We start from the raw sequence: 17,117 nt of genomic DNA, 5'->3' as shown, positions 1-17,117 counted from the left end.
CTGACTGACCCCAGCCCCAGACGTTCAAGGCGAATGCGTAATGTCGGCAATATCATCCGCTTCCAGCGCCCCGGTATCCGTCGTTTCCAGCACCACGTAAGCACTGCTGCAAAACAGCGAATTCAAGCGCTTCATATCCGCAATCAGCTCCAGGTGCAATGAACTGGTTTCCAGACTCTGCACGATCTTACGTTGCAAACGGCTGACATGGGCATGGGCCAGACGCCGTTCCTGTGCACGAAAGCGACGTTTCTCGCGCAACAACTGGCGGGCGCTTTCCTTGTCGCTGCTGAGAAACACCGACAGGCCCAGGCGCAGGTTGGCGGTCAATTGCTGTTGCAGACCGGTCAGGTCCTCCAGCCCCTCTTCGGAAAACGAACGCCGCTGTGAGGTCTTCTGCTGCTGAATCTTGCGCAGCATGCGTTCGATCAGATCACTGGCCAGTTTCAGGTTGATCGCCAGTTCGATGATCTCGGCCCAGCGCCGGCTGTCCTGCTCACCAAGGTCTTCGCGGGGCATTTGCGCGAGATACAGTTTGATCGCGCTGTAAAGCGACTCGATGTCATCGCTCAACGAGCGGATTTCCTGAGTGACCGCCGTTTGCTTGCCGCGCAGCACGGCGAGAGTGGCGTCGAGCATGTTTTCCAGCAGATCGCCCATGCGCAGGGTTTCCCGCGCGGCATTGGCCAGGGCCAGACTCGGCGTCGACAACGCGGTGGCGTCGAGATGGCGTGGTCTGGCCGTGCCGTTGACCTCCGGCCGCTCAGGCAGCAGCCATGCGCAGAGTCGCGCCATTGGCGCCACCGACGGCAGCAGAATCAGGCACCGCGCGGTGTTGTAGAGCAGATGGAAGCCAATGACCATTTCCTGCGGGCTGAAATCCAGCCCGTCCATCCAGTGCACCAGCGGATCGAGCACCGGAATGATCAGCAGCAGGCCGATCAGTTTGTACAGCAGGCTGCCCAGCGCCACCTGCCGGCCGGCGGCGTTCTGCATGCTGGTGCTCATGAACGCCAGAATGCCGCTGCCGATGTTGGCACCGATCACCAGGCCGATCGCCACCGGCAGGCTGATCACGCTGGCGCCAGCAAGGGTTGCAGTCAGCAGCACGGCGGCGAGGCTGGAGTAGGAAATCATCGCGAACAAGGCGCCGACCAGGGCGTCGAGGAGGATGTCGCCGGTGAGCGAGGCGAAAATCACTTTCACCCCTTGGGCGTGGGTGATCGGTGCGGCGGCCTCGACGATCAGTTGCAGCGCGAGAATGATCAACCCCAGACCGATGCTGACCCGGCCCATCTGCCCGAGCCGCGTCTGTTTGCGCGAGAGGAAGAAAATCACCCCGAGAAAGATCAGCAGCGGCGACAGCCACGACAGATCGAACGTCAGCACCCGCGCCATCAGCGCGGTCCCGACGTCGGCGCCGAGCATGGTCGCCAGCGCCGGGGTCAGCGCCATCAGGCCCTGGCCAACGAAAGACGTTACGAGCATCGCGGTGGCGTTGCTGCTCTGCACCATCGCGGTGACGACGATGCCGGCGACAAAGGCGAGCCAGCGCCTGGACATGTTTTGACCAATGACGTGGCGCAGGTTGGTGCCGTACACCCGCAGGATGCCGGTCCGGACGATGTGCGTGCCCCAGATCAACAAGGCCACGGCGGAAAGCAGATTGAGCAGGGTGAGCATGCAGACCCCCTGTAGTCGCAGCGCCCCAGAGGGGCAAGTTGACGGTACCGCGCTGTTTCTACGTCTTGTACTTAAGCTGTAGTTGGCTAACGGTCTGGGCGCCAGCATTGCACAGCTAAAGTGCTGATTGAAACAAAAGTGTCATGAACAGCGCTTCATTCACTCCCATTTAAATCAACGCCGCCCCTGTGGGAGCTGGCTTGCCAGCGATGGCGTCGGCACAACCAACATTGATGTCGCCTGACATTCCGCTATCGCTGGCAAGCCAGCTCCCACAGGGTCCGCGGTGCCTGAATGCTGCACAAAAAAATGTGGGAGCGAGCCTACTCGCGAAAGCGGAGTGTCAGCCAACATGGTTGTCGACTGACACTCCGTTTTCGCGAGCAGGCTCGCTCCCACAGGGGTATTGCCTGCGTCTGTATTACCCGGTTACTGCCCCGGAATGTCCTTGCGCAGTTTCACTGGATCTTGCTGCTGTTTCTTCTTGGCCATCGCGCCGCGCAGCTTGATGTTGATCGCTTCAACGGCCAGCGAGAACGCCATGGCGAAGTAGACGTAGCCCTTCGGTACATGCACGTCGAACGACTCGGCGATCAGTACGGTACCCACCACCAGCAGGAACGACAGCGCGAGCATTTTCAGCGACGGGTGCTTGTCGATGAATTCGCTGATCTTGCCCGAGGCGGCCATCATCACCAGCACGGCGACGACGATCGCCGCGACCATCACCGGCACGTGGGACACCATGCCGACAGCGGTGATCACCGAGTCCAGCGAGAACACGATGTCGATGATTGCGATCTGAATGATGGTGTACAGGAAGTTGCCGCCCTTGCCACCGGGGGTTTCGTCGCTTTCGTCTTCGCCTTCCAGCGCGTGGTACATCTCTTGCGAGCTCTTCCACAAAAGGAACAGGCCACCGAAGAACAGGATCAGGTCGCGACCGGAAATGCCCTGGCCGAACACCACGAACAGGTCGGCGGTCAGGCGCATGACCCAGGTGATCGACAGCAGCAACAGGATCCGCGTGATCATCGCCAGGCCCAGGCCGAAGATGCGCGTGCGCTGCTGCATGTGCTTGGGCATGCGGCTGACCAGGATCGAAATCATGATGATGTTATCGATGCCCAGAACGATTTCGAGGGCGGTCAGGGTAAAGAAGGCAACCCAGATTTCGGGGTTGGTCAGCCAATCCATGTGTATTCCTTTGAGCGAGTGTTAAACCAGGACGCCAGCAAGCAGCTGGCGTCATGGTGAGTGAATGCCGTTACAACGTGCTGAACAGCGGGAACGTTCCCAGCAGCAAGGCGGCCACTAGTATGCACAGGCAGACCAGAACTGCCCACTTCAAGGTGAAGCGCTGGTGGTCACCGAATTCGATCCCGGCCAAAGCGACCAACAGATAAGTCGATGGCACCAACGGGCTCAACAAGTGGACGGGCTGACCGACGATCGAGGCACGGGCCATTTCCACGGCAGTGATGCCGTAATGGCTGGCCGCTTCGGAGAGCACCGGCAACACGCCGTAGTAGAACGCGTCGTTCGACATGAAGAACGTGAACGGCATGCTCACCAGCGCCGTGATCACCGCCAGGTACGGGCCGAGGAAATCCGGAATCACTGCCAGCAGGCTTTTCGACATGGCGTCGACCATTCCGGTTCCGGACAGGATACCGGTGAAGATCCCCGCCGCGAAAATCAGACTGACCACCGACAGCACACTGCCGGCGTGAGCCGCGACGCGGTCCTTCTGCATTTGCAGGCACGGGTAGTTGACGATCATCGCGATACTGAAGGCCACCATGAACAGCACCGGCAGCGGCAGCAGGCCGGCGATCAGGGTGCACATCAGCCCCAGGGTCAGCAGGCCGTTGAACCAGATCAGCTTCGGACGACGGGCATCCGGGAACTGCGACACACTGATTTCGCTGTGATCGATCTCGTCACCAATCAGGTGCAGCTCACCCAGACGCGCACGCTCACGTTTGCCGTAGAAGTAGGCAATGATCAGGATCGCCACCACGCCGGCGGCCATTGCCGGGATCATCGGCACGAAGATGTCCGACGGATCCACATGCAGCGCACTGGCGGCACGGGCAGTCGGGCCACCCCAAGGGGTCATGTTCATCACGCCACCGGCGAGGATGATCAGGCCGGCCATGATTCGCGGGCTCATGCCGATGCGGCTGTACAGTGGCAGCATGGCGGCCACGCAGATCATGTAAGTGGTCGCGCCGTCACCATCGAGGGAGACGACGAGCGCCAGTACGGCGGTTCCGACCGAAACTTTCAGCGGGTCGCCCTTGACCAGTTTGAGGATCTTGCGCACGGCCGGGTCGAACAGGCCGGAGTCGATCATCAGGGCGAAGTACAGAATGGCGAACATCAGCATCACGCCGGTCGGCGCAAGCTTGGTGATACCTTCGAGCATCATCGGACCGATCTTCGGCGCGAAACCGCCGAACAGAGCGAAGATGATCGGAATGATGATCAGGGCGATCAGCGCGGACAGGCGCTTGGTCATGATCAGGAACATGAACGTGATGACCATGGCGAAGCCAAGGAAAGTCAGCATGGGAATACTCCAGGCGTAGCGCGGCTAGTTGATTGAGCGGACCGGGCGGGATCAGCGCAGAACGGGAAGCACGAGACGTACGGGCGGAGTGACAGCGAAAAGGCGGGCTACAGAGGACATCAGAATCACCATTGTTGTTGTTAATTGGGCCGGGCGGGCGAGCAATCGCACACGGCAGCCAACCGGTCTGTTGCCGGTAGTGGCGGCGATCCTAATCGGGCAACCTTTCAGCTACCTTTCGCCGCAGAAAGCTTCGGGCGAACGGCCAACCGGCTGTCGGATACGACTGGAGTCAATCAATTCGGGGACGGGAGGGCACAGACATGAGCCAATTGCACAGCGGTGGCTGCCACTGCGGACATATCCGCTATCAGTTCAGCGGGCCGTTGCAGGACATCGCTCACTGCCACTGCTCGATCTGCCGCAAGGTCAGCGGCGGGATCGTCACCACATGGATCACGGTGCCAGCGGCCAACTTCCAGTGGCTGGCCGGGACACCTTCGCGCTACGACTCGTCGGGCAGTTGCGCGCGATATTTCTGCCCGCACTGCGGCGCGCAACTGGCGCTGGTGACGCAACTCAGCCCCGAGAGCATTGACCTGACCATCGCCACGCTGGACCACCCGGAGTCAGCGCCGGCCGAGCGGCATATCTGGACCGACAGCCAATTGCCCTGGCTGCATCTGGACGAGCAACTGCCGGGGGAGCCTGAAGAAACCTTGCAGGTTTAACTGCCTGATCAAAAAACAGACAAATCCAGCGGGCGGATTGCCCCCATCCAGATTGCATGCTCGGTGTGGTCGAGCAAGTCATCGCCCGTGTCGGGGTGCAGGAACACCACCAGTCCCTGTCGATTCAGTGCCAGCCACGGCAACACCTCGCCGATCAGCTCCGGACCGAACGCCAATTGGCAGCTCCAGTCCGGGTGCGGACCGACCGGCCGTTCGTGGACGCGGCCCATCGTCACTGCAAACAGCTGCGCCGCTTGCTCGCACAGGGCTCGCGCCTGGTCGATGGTATGGGCGTCGAAATAGACGTGGGCGTGGTAACCCTTGATGACTTGCATCTGAAACCCTCTGAATCGGTTCGAACCCTCGGCGTTTTCCACCGTCACACGCCATATAGGACAACAACAAGGAAAACAGCCATGAAAAATGCCGAAACCCCGACGGTGAAAGTGGTGCTCTATGGTGCCATGGCCAGCCTCGGCGGCGCGTTGATGGCTGAATTGCTGCGACGCCAGCACGAAGTCATCGCGATTCTCGACGATTTGAACGTACTCGCGCCACGTCCCGGGCTGCGCACCAAAAGCGGCGATCTGTTCGACGCCGAGCGGGTCACGCAAAGCGTAGCCGGCAGCTCGGCGGTGATCTGTCTGCTGGATGCACCGGGCCTGCCGTTCAGCAGCGACCATGTGGAAAGGTCCGTGGTGCTCGGCCCGGTGGAACAGGTGCTGGCGGTCGATGCGTTGGTCGACGGCCTGCAGGCGGCCAATGTTTCACGGCTGTTTCTGGTGGGGAATTTTGCCGTCCTCGACGAGCTGGAGCTGGACGACGGACTGCAACGCCACGCCGCCGAAGAAATCCGCGAAGCCCTGCAAAGCAGCCCGCTGCAGTGGACGCTGGTGAATGCTCCTCACGGCGTGGCGGGGCTGACTATCGAGCATTTCAGTCAGGTGGGCGGCAATCTTGAGCCGGGGCTGGCGGAGCCGCTGGAACGGCTGAACCGCGTGGCAGTGGGGATCGCCGATGAGCTGCGGTTGAAGCTGCATGTGGGTGAACATGTGAATTTTGTCGCCGCCACAGATACGTAAAAAGATCGCAGCCTTCGGCAGGAGCTGCCGCAGGCTGCGATCTTTTGATCTTCAAACCGCAATCGAAGGCAAGGCCATTCCCTTGAGGGATTCGGCGCTGCTGGCCTGCTCGGCCATCAACCAGTCGACAAACTGCTGAATCAACGCCCCGCGCCGTTTACGCTGGGGCAGCACCACGTAATAACCCAGCCGCGACAAGGTGGTTTCGGCGATCGGCCGACAGAGCAAACCCTGGCTCAGCAAGTTATCCACAAGGTGGCGCCAGCCGATCGCCACGCCTTGGCCGCCGATTGCCGCTTGAATCAACAGGGTGTAATTGTCGAAACGCACCTGCCCCGGTGCTGGCGGAGTGGTGATGCCCAGTTCACGGAACAGCCCGCTCCAGTCAAACCAGTTGCTGCTGTTTTCCCCGCGCAAGTGCAGCAGCGGAAACTCCAGCAAAGCCTGGGCGGGCAAGGGCAGGGCGCGCTCCTTGAGCAATTGCGGGCTGCACACCGGGAACACTTCCTCGCTGAACAGCCAATGGCTTTCGCCCTGCTTGAAACGCCCGTCGCCAAACAGGATCGCCACGTCGATGTCGGTGCGCAGCATGTTGTGGTTGCGCTCGCTGGTGACCAGGCTGACATCGACCTGCGGGTTGGCTTCATGAAAGCGGTGCAAACGTGGCATCAGCCAATACGCGGCGAAGGCGAAGTCGGTAGCGACCTGCAGCACTTCATGCTGCTGTTGCGTACTGATCGCACTCAATCCTGCGTCGATATTCTGCAAACCGAGCTGAACCTGCTCGAACAGGATCGTCCCGCCCTCGGTCAGTTCGATGCCGCGGTAGATCCGGTCAAACAGCCGCGCACCCAGCTGTTCTTCCAGACGCTTGATCTGCTGGCTGATCGCTGGCTGCGTGGTGCCCAGCTCCACCGCAGCGGCGGTAAAACTGTGATGACGCGCCGCCGCTTCGAAGGCGCGCAACAGGTCGAGGGACAGGTTGCCGAGGGCTTCATACATAAGCTGTGCTTATCCTAGTCATTGTCCGGCGCGGGCTTTACCGGGCAGGGCATGGACTCCATGCTCGATCGCAGCAATGTCGCATAAATATTCACTATGGAATGCCGCGATCACATGAAGCGCAAGAACATTCTTTTCATCATGGCCGATCAAATGGCCGCGCCAATGTTGCCAATCTACGGCCCGTCGCCGATCAAATTGCCGAACCTTTCGCGCCTCGCCGCTCAAGGCGTGGTGTTCGATGCCGCGTACTGCAACAGTCCGTTGTGCGCTCCGTCGCGCTTCACCCTGGTCAGCGGCCAGTTGCCGAGCAAGATCGGCGCCTACGACAACGCTGCCGATTTCCCCGCCGACATTCCGACCTACGCCCACTATCTGCGCCGCCTCGGCTATCGCACCGCGCTGTCGGGCAAGATGCATTTCTGCGGCCCGGATCAATTGCACGGCTATGAAGAACGCCTGACCAGCGACATCTACCCGGCCGACTACGGCTGGGCGGTGAACTGGGACGAGCCGGATGTACGTCCGAGCTGGTATCACAACATGTCATCGGTACTGCAGGCAGGGCCGTGCGTGCGCACCAATCAGCTCGACTTCGATGAAGAGGTGGTGTTCAAGGCCCAGCAATACCTGTTCGACCACATTCGCGAGGACGGCGACCAGCCGTTCTGCCTGACCGTGTCGATGACACATCCACACGACCCGTACACAATTCCCAAGGCGTTCTGGGATTTGTACGACGACAGTGACATCCCGTTGCCGACCACCCCGGATCAACACGCCCTCGATCCGCATTCGCAGCGCCTGCTCAAGGTCTACGACCTGTGGGACAAGCCGCTGCCTGTGGATAAGATTCGCGACGCGCGCCGTGCCTACTTCGGTGCCTGCAGCTATATCGACGCCAACGTCGGCAAACTCCTGCAAACCCTGGAAGATACCGGGCTGATCGACGACACCATCATCGTCTTCTCCGGCGACCACGGCGACATGCTTGGCGAGAAGGGGCTCTGGTACAAAATGCACTGGTTCGAAATGGCCGCACGGGTGCCGCTGCTGATCAGCGCTCCGGGGCAATTCGCTGCCGGCCGGGTCAGCGCCGCGGTGTCCACCGCCGACCTGTTGCCGACCTTCGTCGAACTGGCCGGCGGTAGCCTGGAGCCGAACTTGCCGCTGGACGGCCGCTCGCTGCTGGCGCATCTGCAAGGGCAGGGCGGGCATGACGAAGTGTTCGGCGAATACATGGCTGAAGGCACGGTCAGCCCGCTGATGATGATCCGTCGCGGTGCGTACAAATTTATCTACAGTGAAAGCGACCCGTGCCTACTCTTCGACGTACACAACGATCCGCATGAACTCGAAGAACTCAGCCAGTCGCCGCAACATCGCCCGCTTTTCGACGATTTTCTCGCCGAAGCGCGGGCCAAGTGGGACATTCCGGCGATTCACCGCGCTGTACTCGCCAGCCAGCGCCGCCGTCGTTTTGTTGCCGATGCCCTGACCATCGGCAAACTGAAGAGCTGGGATCACCAGCCGCTGGTGGACGCCAGTCAGCAGTACATGCGCAACCACATCGACCTCGATGACCTGGAGCGCAAGGCCCGTTATCCACAACCCTGCCAAAACCAATAATGTAAGGGGAATTCCATGCGCAAGTTATCCACAGTAGTGACGGTCGGCCTGATAGCGCTGAGCAGCGCATCGGCATTCGCCGAACAAAGCTGCGACACAGTGAAAATGGCCGACCCGGGCTGGAGCGACATTGCCGCCACCAACGCCATCACCGGGTTTCTACTGGATGGCATGGGCTACAAGGCCAAGGTCGATACCCTCGCGGTACCGATCACCTTCGGTGGGTTGAAGGACGGTCAGGTCGATGTGTTTCTCGGCAACTGGATGCCGGCGCAACAGGCCTTTTACGACAAATTCGTCGCCCCTGGCGATGTCACGCAACTGGCGAAGAACCTCGACGGTACGGAATTTACCCTGGCGGTACCGGATTACGTGTGGGACGCCGGTGTGCATAACTTTGCCGACCTGAATAAATACGCCGACAAGTTCGATCGCAAGATCTACGGCATCGGCTCGGGCGCCCCGGCGAACATTTCACTGCAGGAAATCATCAAGAAAAACGATTTCGACATGGGCCAGTGGAAGCTGATTGAATCCAGCGAACAGGCGATGCTCGCCGAAGTGTCGCGCGCAGTGAAGAAACAGAAATTCGTCACCTTCCTCGGCTGGACACCGCACCCGATGAACGTGCAGTTGAAAATGCATTATCTGAAGGGCGGCGAAAAATACTTTGGCGATACCGGCAGCGTGTACACACTGACGCGCAAGGGTTACGCCGACGCATGTCCGAACGTGGGTAAATTGCTGAGCAATCTGTCGTTCACTCAGGAGATGGAGAACAGCATCATGGCTGAGGTGGTGAACAAGAAGGTCAGCAATGCCGACGCCGCCAAGGCCTGGATCAAGGCCAATCCGGCGGTGCTGGATAAATGGCTGGAGGGGGTGAAGACCGTCGATGGGAAGGACGCGTTGGCGGCGGTCAAGGCAAAGCTTTGATTGTGGGACTGTTGGAATTGTGCCCGGCGTGAGATTTTTACCCCGTCACCCCAGCCCTCTCCCCCAGGGGGGCGAGGGGGAAGGGAGCCGATATCTGTTGGATTCAAAACTTGCGTTCAACTCTGAAATCGCAGGTCGGTGAATCTCTGACAAACACCGCGCTCAGTGCCCTCTCCCTCAGGGCGAGGGGCCTTTCCCCTGACACCCTGATAACCTTGAACAAAACCCCAACCGCGAGGCTCCATGGCCGTCCCCAGCCGCCACTCTCTCTTCCCCTTCCTCACCTGGTTGCCGCGACAAACCCGCGCCAGCGTCGGACGGGATCTGATCGTCGGCCTCAGCGGAGCGATTCTCGCGTTACCCCAGTCGATCGCCTACGCGCTGATTGCCGGCCTGCCGCCGGAGTACGGTCTCTACGCCGCGATCATCCCGGTGATGATCGCCTGCCTGTGGGGTTCGTCGTGGCATCTGATCTGTGGCCCGACGGCAGCGATTTCGATTGTGTTGTATGCCAGTGTCAGTCCACTGGCCGTCCCCGCGTCGCAGGACTACATCACGCTGATCCTGTTGCTGACCTTTCTTGCCGGCATCTTCCAGTGGCTGCTGGGCTTGCTGCGCTTCGGCGCTTTGGTGAATTTCGTGTCGCATTCCGTGGTGCTGGGGTTCACCCTCGGCGCGGCGGTAGTGATTGCGATCGGCCAATTGCCCAACCTGCTCGGGCTGGACCTGCCGGCGAAAGCCACGGCACTGGCCAGCCTGATGGACCTGCTGCAACACCTGCGGGCTGTGGATAAACCCTCATTGGCATTGGGCGTGGCGACGGTGCTGGTCGGTTTCGTGCTCAAACAACTGCTGCCGCGCTGGCCGACCCTGTTGATAACTTTGGTGCTGGGCAGTGCAGTCGTGTGGCTGTGGCCGTCGATGTTCGGCCATGTGCATCTGGTCAGCACCTTTGTCGGACGCTTGCCGCCGTTCAGTGGGTTACCGCTGGATCTGGATCTGATTCTGCGCTTGCTGCCGAGTGCGGTGGCAGTGGGCATGCTCGCACTGGTCACCAGTCTGTCGATCGCCCGCTCAATTGCTGCACGTTCGCAGCAACTGCTCGATGCCAATCAGGAAGTGCGTGCGCAGGGTTTATCGAATATCGTCGGCGCGTTCTTTTCCGGATCGTTGTCCGCCGGCTCCTTCACCCGTTCCGGCCTGAGTTACGAGGCGGGCGCCTGCTCACCGCTGGCCGGGGTATTTTCGGCAATCTGGGTAGCGTTGTTCGCGATTTTCGGCGCCGGACTGATTTCGCACATTCCGATTCCCGCCATGGCCGGGAGCATTCTGTTGATCGCCTGGGGGCTGGTGGATCATCGTGGCATCCGCTCGTTGCTGCGGGTCAGCCACGCCGAGTTCGTGGTCATGGCGCTGACCTGCCTCGCGACCTTGCTGCTGGAATTGCAGACAGCGATCTACGCCGGGGTGCTGGCGTCGCTGTTCTTCTACCTCAAGCGCACCTCGCAACCGCGGGTCCAGCATTGGCGCGACGGTGAAGACGATGTGCTACGGGTCGGTGGCTCGATCTTCTTCGGCGCCAGCCATTACCTGCAAGTGCGCCTGCAAAGGCTGCACGGCACGCGGGTGGTGATTGATGCGCAGCACATCAACTTCATCGACTATTCCGGCGTGGAGATGCTGCATCAGGAAGCGCGGCGCCTGCTGCACCAGAATCGCAGCCTGACCCTGCGCCGGGCTCGGCCACAGGTGGTGGAGGAGTTGCGCAAGCTGGAAGGGGCGGAGAAATGCCCGATCCGGTTTGAGGACTGATCCAACAAACACCGCATGCCCCTGCTGGAGTGAGCCTGCAAGGCTTATTGCGCTAGCTGACGGCGTAGTTCGGCCAGCACCGGCGCCGTATCCGGGCGCACGCCGCGCCACAGGTAAAACGCCTCGGCTGCTTGCTCAGCCAGCATCCCCAGACCATCCATCGACACCGCCGCACCATGCTCGCTGGCCCAACGGCAGAACGCAGTCGGTTCCTTGCCGTACATCATGTCGTAGCACAGGGTCTGGCCCGGTTCGATCAGGCTCGGCGCTATCGGCGGCACCTCGCCGGTCAGGCTGGCGGAGGTGGCGTTGATGATCACGTCCACCGGTTCCTGCAACCAGTCGAAACCACTGGCCGACACCGGCCCCAGATCACAGAACAACTCGGCCAGCAGCTCGGCCTTGTCCACCGTGCGGTTGGCGATGATCACCGACGCCGGTTTTTCCGCCAGCAACGGCTCCAGCGCGCCACGCACTGCGCCACCAGCACCGAGCAGGAGGATGCGTTTGCCGGTCAGGCTGAAACCGGCGTTCACCGTCAGGTCGCGCACCAGGCCGGCGCCGTCGGTGTTGTCGCCCAGCAATGAACCATCGGCCAGTTTGCTCAAGGTGTTTACCGCACCAGCCCGTTGCGCACGAGCAGTCAGGCTGTTCGCCAGACGATAGGCCTCTTCCTTGAACGGCACAGTGACGTTGGCGCCGCGACCTTCCTGAAAGAACGCCGTGGCGCAACCACTAAAGTCGTCGAGTGGCGCCAGCAGGGTGCTGTAGTCGAGGCGTTGCCCGGTCTGCTCGGCAAACAGTTTGTGGATCATCGGCGATTTGCTGTGGCCGATCGGGTTACCGAAAACGACGTAACGATCCATCAGCAGTCCTCAGCGAGCCAGTCGCGGTCTTGCAGGAAGTAGTCGGTCAGGCGCGCTTCTTCGCTGCCGGGCTCGGCTTTGAAATCGTAGGCCCAGCGCACTTGCGGCGGCAGCGACATGAGGATCGACTCGGTACGCCCCCCCGATTGCAGGCCGAACAGGGTGCCACGGTCATACACCAGGTTGAACTCGACATAGCGGCCACGGCGAAATTCCTGGAATTCACGCTGTTTGGCGGTGAACGCATCATGTTTGCGGCGCTGCACGATCGGCAAGTAAGCGTCGATGTAGGCGTCGCCGATGGCACGCATGAAGGCGAAACTGGTATCGAAGTCCCACTCGTTCAGGTCATCGAAGAACAGGCCGCCGATGCCGCGTGGTTCGTGGCGGTGCTTGATGTGGAAGTAGGTGTCGCACCAGGCCTTGTAACGCGGGTAGACGTCTGCACCGAACGGCGCACAGGCCTGCTCGGCAACGCGGTGCCAGTGGATGCAGTCTTGTTCGTTGCCGTAATACGGGGTCAGGTCGAAGCCGCCACCGAACCACCAGACCGGCTCTTCACCTTCCTTTTCGGCGATGAAAAAGCGCACGTTGGCGTGGGACGTCGGCACATGCGGGTTGTGCGGGTGAATCACCAGCGACACGCCGAGGGCTTCGAAACCGCGCCCCGCCAGTTCCGGACGATGAGCGCTGGCCGATGGCGGCAAGCCGCTGCCAAACACGTGGGAGAAGTTGACGCCGCCCTTTTCGATCACCGTGCCGTTTTCGATCACACGAGTACGACCGCCACCGCCAGCGGGCCGGGTCCAGGCGTCTTCGACGAAGCGAGTGCCGCCGTCCTCGTTTTCGAGTGCAGCGCAGATGCGGTCTTGCAGGTCGAGCAGATAGGCCTTTACGGCGTCGGTGCGGGTCGTCATGGCTTCACCTTGAATCGGGGCATCACTACGCGGCGCCCCGCAGGCGGGGGTCGACGCAAATGGGCGCGTAGCATACCACCGCAGGCAAGCGCACCGCAGTTGACGAAGATCAAGCAGGAGAGTTGGATAGGGGGCTCACGAAAGACCCAAGGAGAGCAGGCAGATGGCAAAGCGTATCCAGTTCCGCGCCCACGGCGGTCCCGAAGTGCTCGAATATGTTGACTACGAACCCGCCACGCCCGGCCCGAATCAAGTGCGCGTAGCCAACAAGGCAATCGGCCTGAACTTCATCGACACCTATTTCCGCAGTGGCCTCTATGCACCGCCAGCCTTGCCGTCAGGCCTGGGCGCGGAAGGTGCCGGCGTCGTTGACGCGGTCGGCAGTGACGTCACCCGCTTCAAGGTCGGTGATCGTGTGGCGTACGGCAGCGGCCCGTTGGGTGCCTACAGCCAGTTGCACGTATTGCCCCAGGACAACCTGGTGAAACTGCCGGACGAAATCAGTTTTGAAACCGCTGCCGGCGTGATGCTCAAGGGCTTGACCGTGCAGTACCTGCTGCGCCAGACCTATGAACTCAAGGGCGGCGAAACCATTTTGTTCCACGCCGCCGCCGGTGGTGTCGGTTCGCTGGCCTGCCAATGGGCCAAGGCACTGGGCGTGAAGCTGATCGGCACCGTCAGCTCGAAAGCAAAAGCCGAACTGGCCAAGGCCAACGGCGCCTGGGCGACCATTGATTACAGCCATGAAAACGTTGCCCAGCGCGTGCTGGAGCTGACCGACGGCAAGAAAGTCCCGGTGGTCTATGACGGCGTCGGCAAGGACACCTGGCTGACCTCGCTCGACAGCGTGTCACCCCGCGGCCTGGTAGTGAGTTTCGGCAATGCGTCCGGTGCCGTGGACGGGGTGAATCTGGGGATACTTGCGGCCAAGGGCTCGCTGTACGTGACCCGGCCGACCCTGGCGACCTACGCCAACAACGCCGAGAACCTGCAACGCATGGCCGATGAACTGTTCGAGATGATCATCAGCGGCAAGCTCAAGGTCGAAATCAGCCAGCGTTACCCACTGGCCGATGCGGCGAAGGCGCAGACCGAGCTGTCGGCTCGGCGCACGACCGGCTCGACCATCCTGCTGCCCTGATAAAACCTTCGGCGTCTTGCCAGTCAGGGTGTCAGAACCCGGCTGGCAAGGCAGTTTGAACGCCTTCACAACTGCAGCGGATGACACGCCAATGGTTTTTGCACGAGGTGGCCAACCGTCGCGTGACCAGGTTGTTGAAGCGCCGCGAGGATTTGCCGCCACTGCGCAGATAGCACCCAGTAATCGCCGCGTGCGCGCTGTTCGATGTGCAAGGCATTGGAAGCGATCGGCATCAGGCCGAAACGCTGATAAAAGCGCAGCTGTTGCGACCTGCACAGGGCGGTGACGCCCTGGTAACCGCTTTTTATCGCCCACTCGGTAGCCGCCGCCAGCAGACCGTTGACCGCCACCGGTAGCGGGTTGGTCGAGTACGTGATCAAACGGCTGAATTCGACATGGCGTGACAACGCCACCGTCGGAGAAACATGTTGCTGCGCCAGCGACACCCATTCGAACGGTGCCGGAGTCGCCCTCAGCACCGCCAGCGGCTGGTCGTGCCGGTACAGCAGAAAATGCGTACTGCGCGACCTTATCGCCAGTTTCTCTTCGAACATCCGGGCCCTCGACGTCAGCATGTAATGCTGCAGCCGAAGCCGAAATTGCCGATCAATGAACCGGTCGAACTCCTGAGTATCCGACCCCGCTTCAAGCCTCACGATACGGCAACCCTCATGATGACTCTTCAACGTCACCTGAAGCGCCTGCAGGTAATCCGTGAGTTGCAAATCCGTAGTGTCCATTCTTTCTCCGCAGACCTTAACTTATCGAAGTATTTCGAGTGCAGGGAAAGGATGGTTGCTTTTGGCAAATCCGCCACGCAACGAGGTCTGATAATCCAGTCGGAAAAATCAATGAATCCAGATAGTTGGCGAATTTTCAGACAAGAAAAGCAGCCGCATTGCAGGATAAATCGCAGACACGCGTAGTACTCCTCGCCATCAAACCGAGGAGTACTGACCTTACAAAGGTATGGGCCGAATCAGTCGGGGCGAATGACCTTGCCAGTCGCCAGATCACGGATCACGCTGGGGTTCTTGCGCCCGCCCAATTGTCCGCCGAGGATCAGATCGAGCTGCCCGCGGAAATACTGCTCGACCCGTAACCGCGTGCGCGCTGCCGGCCGGCCTTGCGGGTTGGCCGAGGTGGAGATCAGGGGCCCGACCATGGAACACAAATCGCGCACCTGTGGATGATCACTGACCCGCAGCGCCACGGTGTCATGCACGCCCGTCACCCACTCGGGCAACAGGTTCTGATGCGGCACCAGCCAGGTATTCGGCCCCGGCCAGGTGCTGGCCATGCGGTCGATCCACTCCTGCGGGAAGTCTTCGAACAGGAAGTCGAACTGGCGAATGTTGTCGGCAACCAGAATCAGGCCTTTGTCGACCGAACGATTCTTGATCGCCAGCAGCCGATCCACCGCTTCTTCGTTCCACGGGTCGCAACCCAGGCCCCAGACGGCTTCGGTTGGATAGGCAATCACCGCCCCGGCGCGAATCTCTCGTGCGGCTTGTTGCACACGCCAACTGTTAACCATGAAAAAATCTCCGCAAACAGGTTTCGCGCAGTTTACCGATCTTCCCCGTAAAACCTAGCTCACGCGCGCAAACCAGCGGCCATTTTCACTCACCGCCCGGCCCTCCATTTCCAGCTCCGTGAGGGCGGCCAACACCTTGGGCAGTGTCCAGCCGCTGCTGTGGGCCAAGGCTTCACTGGTGTGCGGCGCAGCATGGAGCAGGCATAACAAGGGATGATCGGCACTCGGCGTGTCTGTGGGCAGGGCTGGATGTTGCCAGCCTCGCAGGGCTTCGAGGATATGCTCGATGGTTTCCACCAGCACCGCGCCGTCGCGGATCAACTGGTGACAGCCCCGGGCGCCGGGGTGATGGATCGAGCCGGGAATCGCATACACCTCGCGCCCCTGTTCCGCCGCCAGCCGTGCGGTGATCAGCGAACCACTGGCGACACTCGCCTCGACCACCAGTACGCCGAGGGATAAACCGCTGATGATCCGGTTACGTCGCGGAAAGTTGCTGGCGCTGGGTCCGGCATCCAGCGGAAACTCCGAAAGCACGGCGCTGCCAGACGCGATCATCGCCTCGGCCAGTCGCTGATTGCGCTGTGGATAAAAATTTTCCAGTCCAGTGCCCAACACCCCGACGGTCAGCCCGCCAACGTCCAGTGCAGCTTGATGCGCGGCAGCATCAATGCCCAAGGCCAGGCCACTGGTGATGACAAAACCGGCCCCGGCCAGGCTGCGCGAAAACGCCGCTGCGGTGTCCATCCCCGGGCGCGAGGCGCGGCGACTGCCCACCATCGCCAGTTGCGGTTTTTCCAGAATATGCGGATCGCCCGCGACGAACAGCAACGGTGGGGGATCGGGAATCTGCGCCAGCAGTGCCGGGTAATCCGCTTGATCCCACATCAGCAAATGCTGCCCGGGCTGCTCTAGCCAGCGCATCGCATGGCTGGCGCCGTCGCGCACTTCAGGGCTGCGCCGGGCCTCGGCACTCGCCGCCGGCATACCCAGTGAGCGCCAGGCTGTGGCCGGAGCGCTGAGCGCCTTGGATGCCGAGCCAAAGGCTTCAAGCAACCTGGCAAAACGTTTCGGGCCGATTTCCGGCAAACGGTGCAGGCGCAAACGCGCTTCCAGTTCCGCAGGGGAAACCGGCGTACAGACAGACAGCGGCATGGATCATCCTTGATCGTTATAAGCCCCGAACCATTCGGAACAAGCTGTGGA

The 17,117-nt window shown here is 61.0% G+C and carries 16 protein-coding genes; 6 read left to right on the top strand and 10 right to left on the bottom strand.

Annotated elements, in window-relative coordinates; genetic code table 11:
• Window positions 1–24: 24 nt before the first annotated feature.
• The 3 genes from ACXX9E_RS05805 to ACXX9E_RS05795 all read right to left on the bottom strand — a co-directional run bounded on the left by ACXX9E_RS05805 (window position 25) and on the right by ACXX9E_RS05795 (window position 4,258).
• Window positions 25–1,683, bottom strand: a complete 1,659-nt coding sequence (locus ACXX9E_RS05805; protein ID WP_322375279.1) for a Na/Pi cotransporter family protein — start codon at window positions 1,681–1,683, stop codon at window positions 25–27.
• Between the two features lie 429 nt (window positions 1,684–2,112).
• Window positions 2,113–2,880, bottom strand: coding sequence for a TerC family protein (locus tag ACXX9E_RS05800; RefSeq protein WP_123470149.1), 768 nt, complete (start codon window positions 2,878–2,880; stop codon window positions 2,113–2,115).
• 70 nt (window positions 2,881–2,950) lie between these two features.
• On the bottom strand, window positions 2,951–4,258 hold the full coding sequence (locus ACXX9E_RS05795) for a CitMHS family transporter (RefSeq protein ID WP_123470147.1): 1,308 nt from the start codon (window positions 4,256–4,258) through the stop codon (window positions 2,951–2,953).
• Window positions 4,259–4,581: 323 nt separating this feature from the next.
• Between ACXX9E_RS05795 and ACXX9E_RS05790 the strand changes: the two genes are divergently transcribed.
• Window positions 4,582–4,989, top strand: a complete 408-nt coding sequence (locus ACXX9E_RS05790) for a GFA family protein (RefSeq protein ID WP_123470145.1) — start codon at window positions 4,582–4,584, stop codon at window positions 4,987–4,989.
• A gap of 8 nt (window positions 4,990–4,997) precedes the next feature.
• On the opposite strand, the gene ACXX9E_RS05785 is transcribed toward ACXX9E_RS05790, so the two are convergent.
• Window positions 4,998–5,324, bottom strand: coding sequence for a DOPA 4,5-dioxygenase family protein (locus ACXX9E_RS05785; RefSeq protein WP_123470143.1), 327 nt, complete (start codon window positions 5,322–5,324; stop codon window positions 4,998–5,000).
• 81 nt (window positions 5,325–5,405) lie between these two features.
• Between ACXX9E_RS05785 and ACXX9E_RS05780 the strand changes: the two genes are divergently transcribed.
• Window positions 5,406–6,071, top strand: a complete 666-nt coding sequence (locus ACXX9E_RS05780) for an NAD(P)-dependent oxidoreductase (protein ID WP_128615018.1) — start codon at window positions 5,406–5,408, stop codon at window positions 6,069–6,071.
• Window positions 6,072–6,122: 51 nt separating this feature from the next.
• Here the strand turns inward: ACXX9E_RS05780 and ACXX9E_RS05775 are convergent, their stop codons facing one another.
• Window positions 6,123–7,073 carry a choline sulfate utilization transcriptional regulator gene (locus ACXX9E_RS05775; RefSeq protein ID WP_123470139.1) on the bottom strand — a complete coding sequence of 317 codons (951 nt, stop codon included), beginning with the start codon at window positions 7,071–7,073 and terminating at the stop codon, window positions 6,123–6,125.
• A gap of 114 nt (window positions 7,074–7,187) precedes the next feature.
• Between ACXX9E_RS05775 and betC the strand changes: the two genes are divergently transcribed.
• The 3 genes from betC (at window position 7,188) to ACXX9E_RS05760 (ending at window position 11,450) form a co-directional block, all read left to right on the top strand.
• The gene (betC, locus tag ACXX9E_RS05770) at window positions 7,188–8,702 is read left to right on the top strand and encodes a choline-sulfatase (protein ID WP_422495603.1); all 1,515 of its coding nucleotides are present in this window, start codon (window positions 7,188–7,190) and stop codon (window positions 8,700–8,702) included.
• A 15-nt stretch (window positions 8,703–8,717) separates the two neighbouring features.
• Window positions 8,718–9,638, top strand: a complete 921-nt coding sequence (gene choX, locus ACXX9E_RS05765; protein WP_458555147.1) for a choline ABC transporter substrate-binding protein — start codon at window positions 8,718–8,720, stop codon at window positions 9,636–9,638.
• A gap of 243 nt (window positions 9,639–9,881) precedes the next feature.
• Entirely contained in the window at window positions 9,882–11,450 is a 1,569-nt protein-coding gene (locus ACXX9E_RS05760) for a SulP family inorganic anion transporter (RefSeq protein ID WP_458555146.1), read from the top strand.
• A 44-nt stretch (window positions 11,451–11,494) separates the two neighbouring features.
• Here ACXX9E_RS05760 and aroE read toward each other — a convergent pair whose 3' ends face one another.
• Together aroE and hemF are read right to left on the bottom strand one after the other, a co-directional pair.
• Window positions 11,495–12,316 carry a shikimate dehydrogenase gene (aroE, locus tag ACXX9E_RS05755; protein WP_123470132.1) on the bottom strand — a complete coding sequence of 274 codons (822 nt, stop codon included), beginning with the start codon at window positions 12,314–12,316 and terminating at the stop codon, window positions 11,495–11,497.
• Window positions 12,316–13,233 carry an oxygen-dependent coproporphyrinogen oxidase gene (gene hemF / locus ACXX9E_RS05750; protein WP_123470131.1) on the bottom strand — a complete coding sequence of 306 codons (918 nt, stop codon included), beginning with the start codon at window positions 13,231–13,233 and terminating at the stop codon, window positions 12,316–12,318. The genes aroE and hemF overlap by 1 nt, the downstream gene beginning before the upstream one ends.
• 163 nt (window positions 13,234–13,396) lie before the next feature.
• Here hemF and ACXX9E_RS05745 point away from each other — a divergent pair, with 163 nt between their 5' ends.
• Entirely contained in the window at window positions 13,397–14,374 is a 978-nt protein-coding gene (locus tag ACXX9E_RS05745; RefSeq protein ID WP_186746956.1) for a quinone oxidoreductase family protein, read from the top strand.
• A gap of 65 nt (window positions 14,375–14,439) precedes the next feature.
• On the opposite strand, the gene ACXX9E_RS05740 is transcribed toward ACXX9E_RS05745, so the two are convergent.
• The 3 genes from ACXX9E_RS05740 to dprA form a co-directional block, all read right to left on the bottom strand.
• Entirely contained in the window at window positions 14,440–15,114 is a 675-nt protein-coding gene (locus ACXX9E_RS05740) for a GNAT family N-acetyltransferase (RefSeq protein ID WP_458555145.1), read from the bottom strand.
• Window positions 15,115–15,353: 239 nt separating this feature from the next.
• Complete coding sequence (tsaC, locus tag ACXX9E_RS05735; RefSeq protein ID WP_123470125.1) at window positions 15,354–15,911, bottom strand: L-threonylcarbamoyladenylate synthase type 1 TsaC; 558 nt, start codon at window positions 15,909–15,911, stop codon at window positions 15,354–15,356.
• Window positions 15,912–15,965: 54 nt separating this feature from the next.
• Window positions 15,966–17,066: a DNA-processing protein DprA gene (gene dprA / locus ACXX9E_RS05730; protein ID WP_458555144.1), complete on the bottom strand. Its 1,101-nt coding sequence runs from the start codon at window positions 17,064–17,066 to the stop codon at window positions 15,966–15,968.
• Window positions 17,067–17,117: the final 51 nt, after the last annotated feature.

This window comes from Pseudomonas sp. GNP014, assembly GCF_054344005.1.
Note: the sequence above shows the minus strand (reverse complement) of the source record. Positions and strands in the feature narration are given on the sequence as shown.

What these genes read in the sequence shown, in the direction of transcription:
- ACXX9E_RS05785 (WP_123470143.1), bottom strand. Translation starts at nt 5,324, where the DNA reads ATGCAAGTCATCAAGGGTTACCACGCCCACGTCTATTTCGACGCCCAT.
- ACXX9E_RS05745 (WP_186746956.1), top strand. Translation starts at nt 13,397, where the DNA reads ATGGCAAAGCGTATCCAGTTCCGCGCCCACGGCGGTCCCGAAGTGCTC.
- ACXX9E_RS05790 (WP_123470145.1), top strand. Translation starts at nt 4,582, where the DNA reads ATGAGCCAATTGCACAGCGGTGGCTGCCACTGCGGACATATCCGCTAT.
- ACXX9E_RS05775 (WP_123470139.1), bottom strand. Translation starts at nt 7,073, where the DNA reads ATGTATGAAGCCCTCGGCAACCTGTCCCTCGACCTGTTGCGCGCCTTC.
- hemF (WP_123470131.1), bottom strand. Translation starts at nt 13,233, where the DNA reads ATGACGACCCGCACCGACGCCGTAAAGGCCTATCTGCTCGACCTGCAA.
- ACXX9E_RS05800 (WP_123470149.1), bottom strand. Translation starts at nt 2,880, where the DNA reads ATGGATTGGCTGACCAACCCCGAAATCTGGGTTGCCTTCTTTACCCTG.
- ACXX9E_RS05780 (WP_128615018.1), top strand. Translation starts at nt 5,406, where the DNA reads ATGAAAAATGCCGAAACCCCGACGGTGAAAGTGGTGCTCTATGGTGCC.
- betC (WP_422495603.1), top strand. Translation starts at nt 7,188, where the DNA reads ATGAAGCGCAAGAACATTCTTTTCATCATGGCCGATCAAATGGCCGCG.
- ACXX9E_RS05740 (WP_458555145.1), bottom strand. Translation starts at nt 15,114, where the DNA reads ATGGACACTACGGATTTGCAACTCACGGATTACCTGCAGGCGCTTCAG.
- ACXX9E_RS05795 (WP_123470147.1), bottom strand. Translation starts at nt 4,258, where the DNA reads ATGCTGACTTTCCTTGGCTTCGCCATGGTCATCACGTTCATGTTCCTG.
- ACXX9E_RS05805 (WP_322375279.1), bottom strand. Translation starts at nt 1,683, where the DNA reads ATGCTCACCCTGCTCAATCTGCTTTCCGCCGTGGCCTTGTTGATCTGG.
- aroE (WP_123470132.1), bottom strand. Translation starts at nt 12,316, where the DNA reads ATGGATCGTTACGTCGTTTTCGGTAACCCGATCGGCCACAGCAAATCG.
- choX (WP_458555147.1), top strand. Translation starts at nt 8,718, where the DNA reads ATGCGCAAGTTATCCACAGTAGTGACGGTCGGCCTGATAGCGCTGAGC.
- tsaC (WP_123470125.1), bottom strand. Translation starts at nt 15,911, where the DNA reads ATGGTTAACAGTTGGCGTGTGCAACAAGCCGCACGAGAGATTCGCGCC.
- ACXX9E_RS05760 (WP_458555146.1), top strand. Translation starts at nt 9,882, where the DNA reads ATGGCCGTCCCCAGCCGCCACTCTCTCTTCCCCTTCCTCACCTGGTTG.
- dprA (WP_458555144.1), bottom strand. Translation starts at nt 17,066, where the DNA reads ATGCCGCTGTCTGTCTGTACGCCGGTTTCCCCTGCGGAACTGGAAGCG.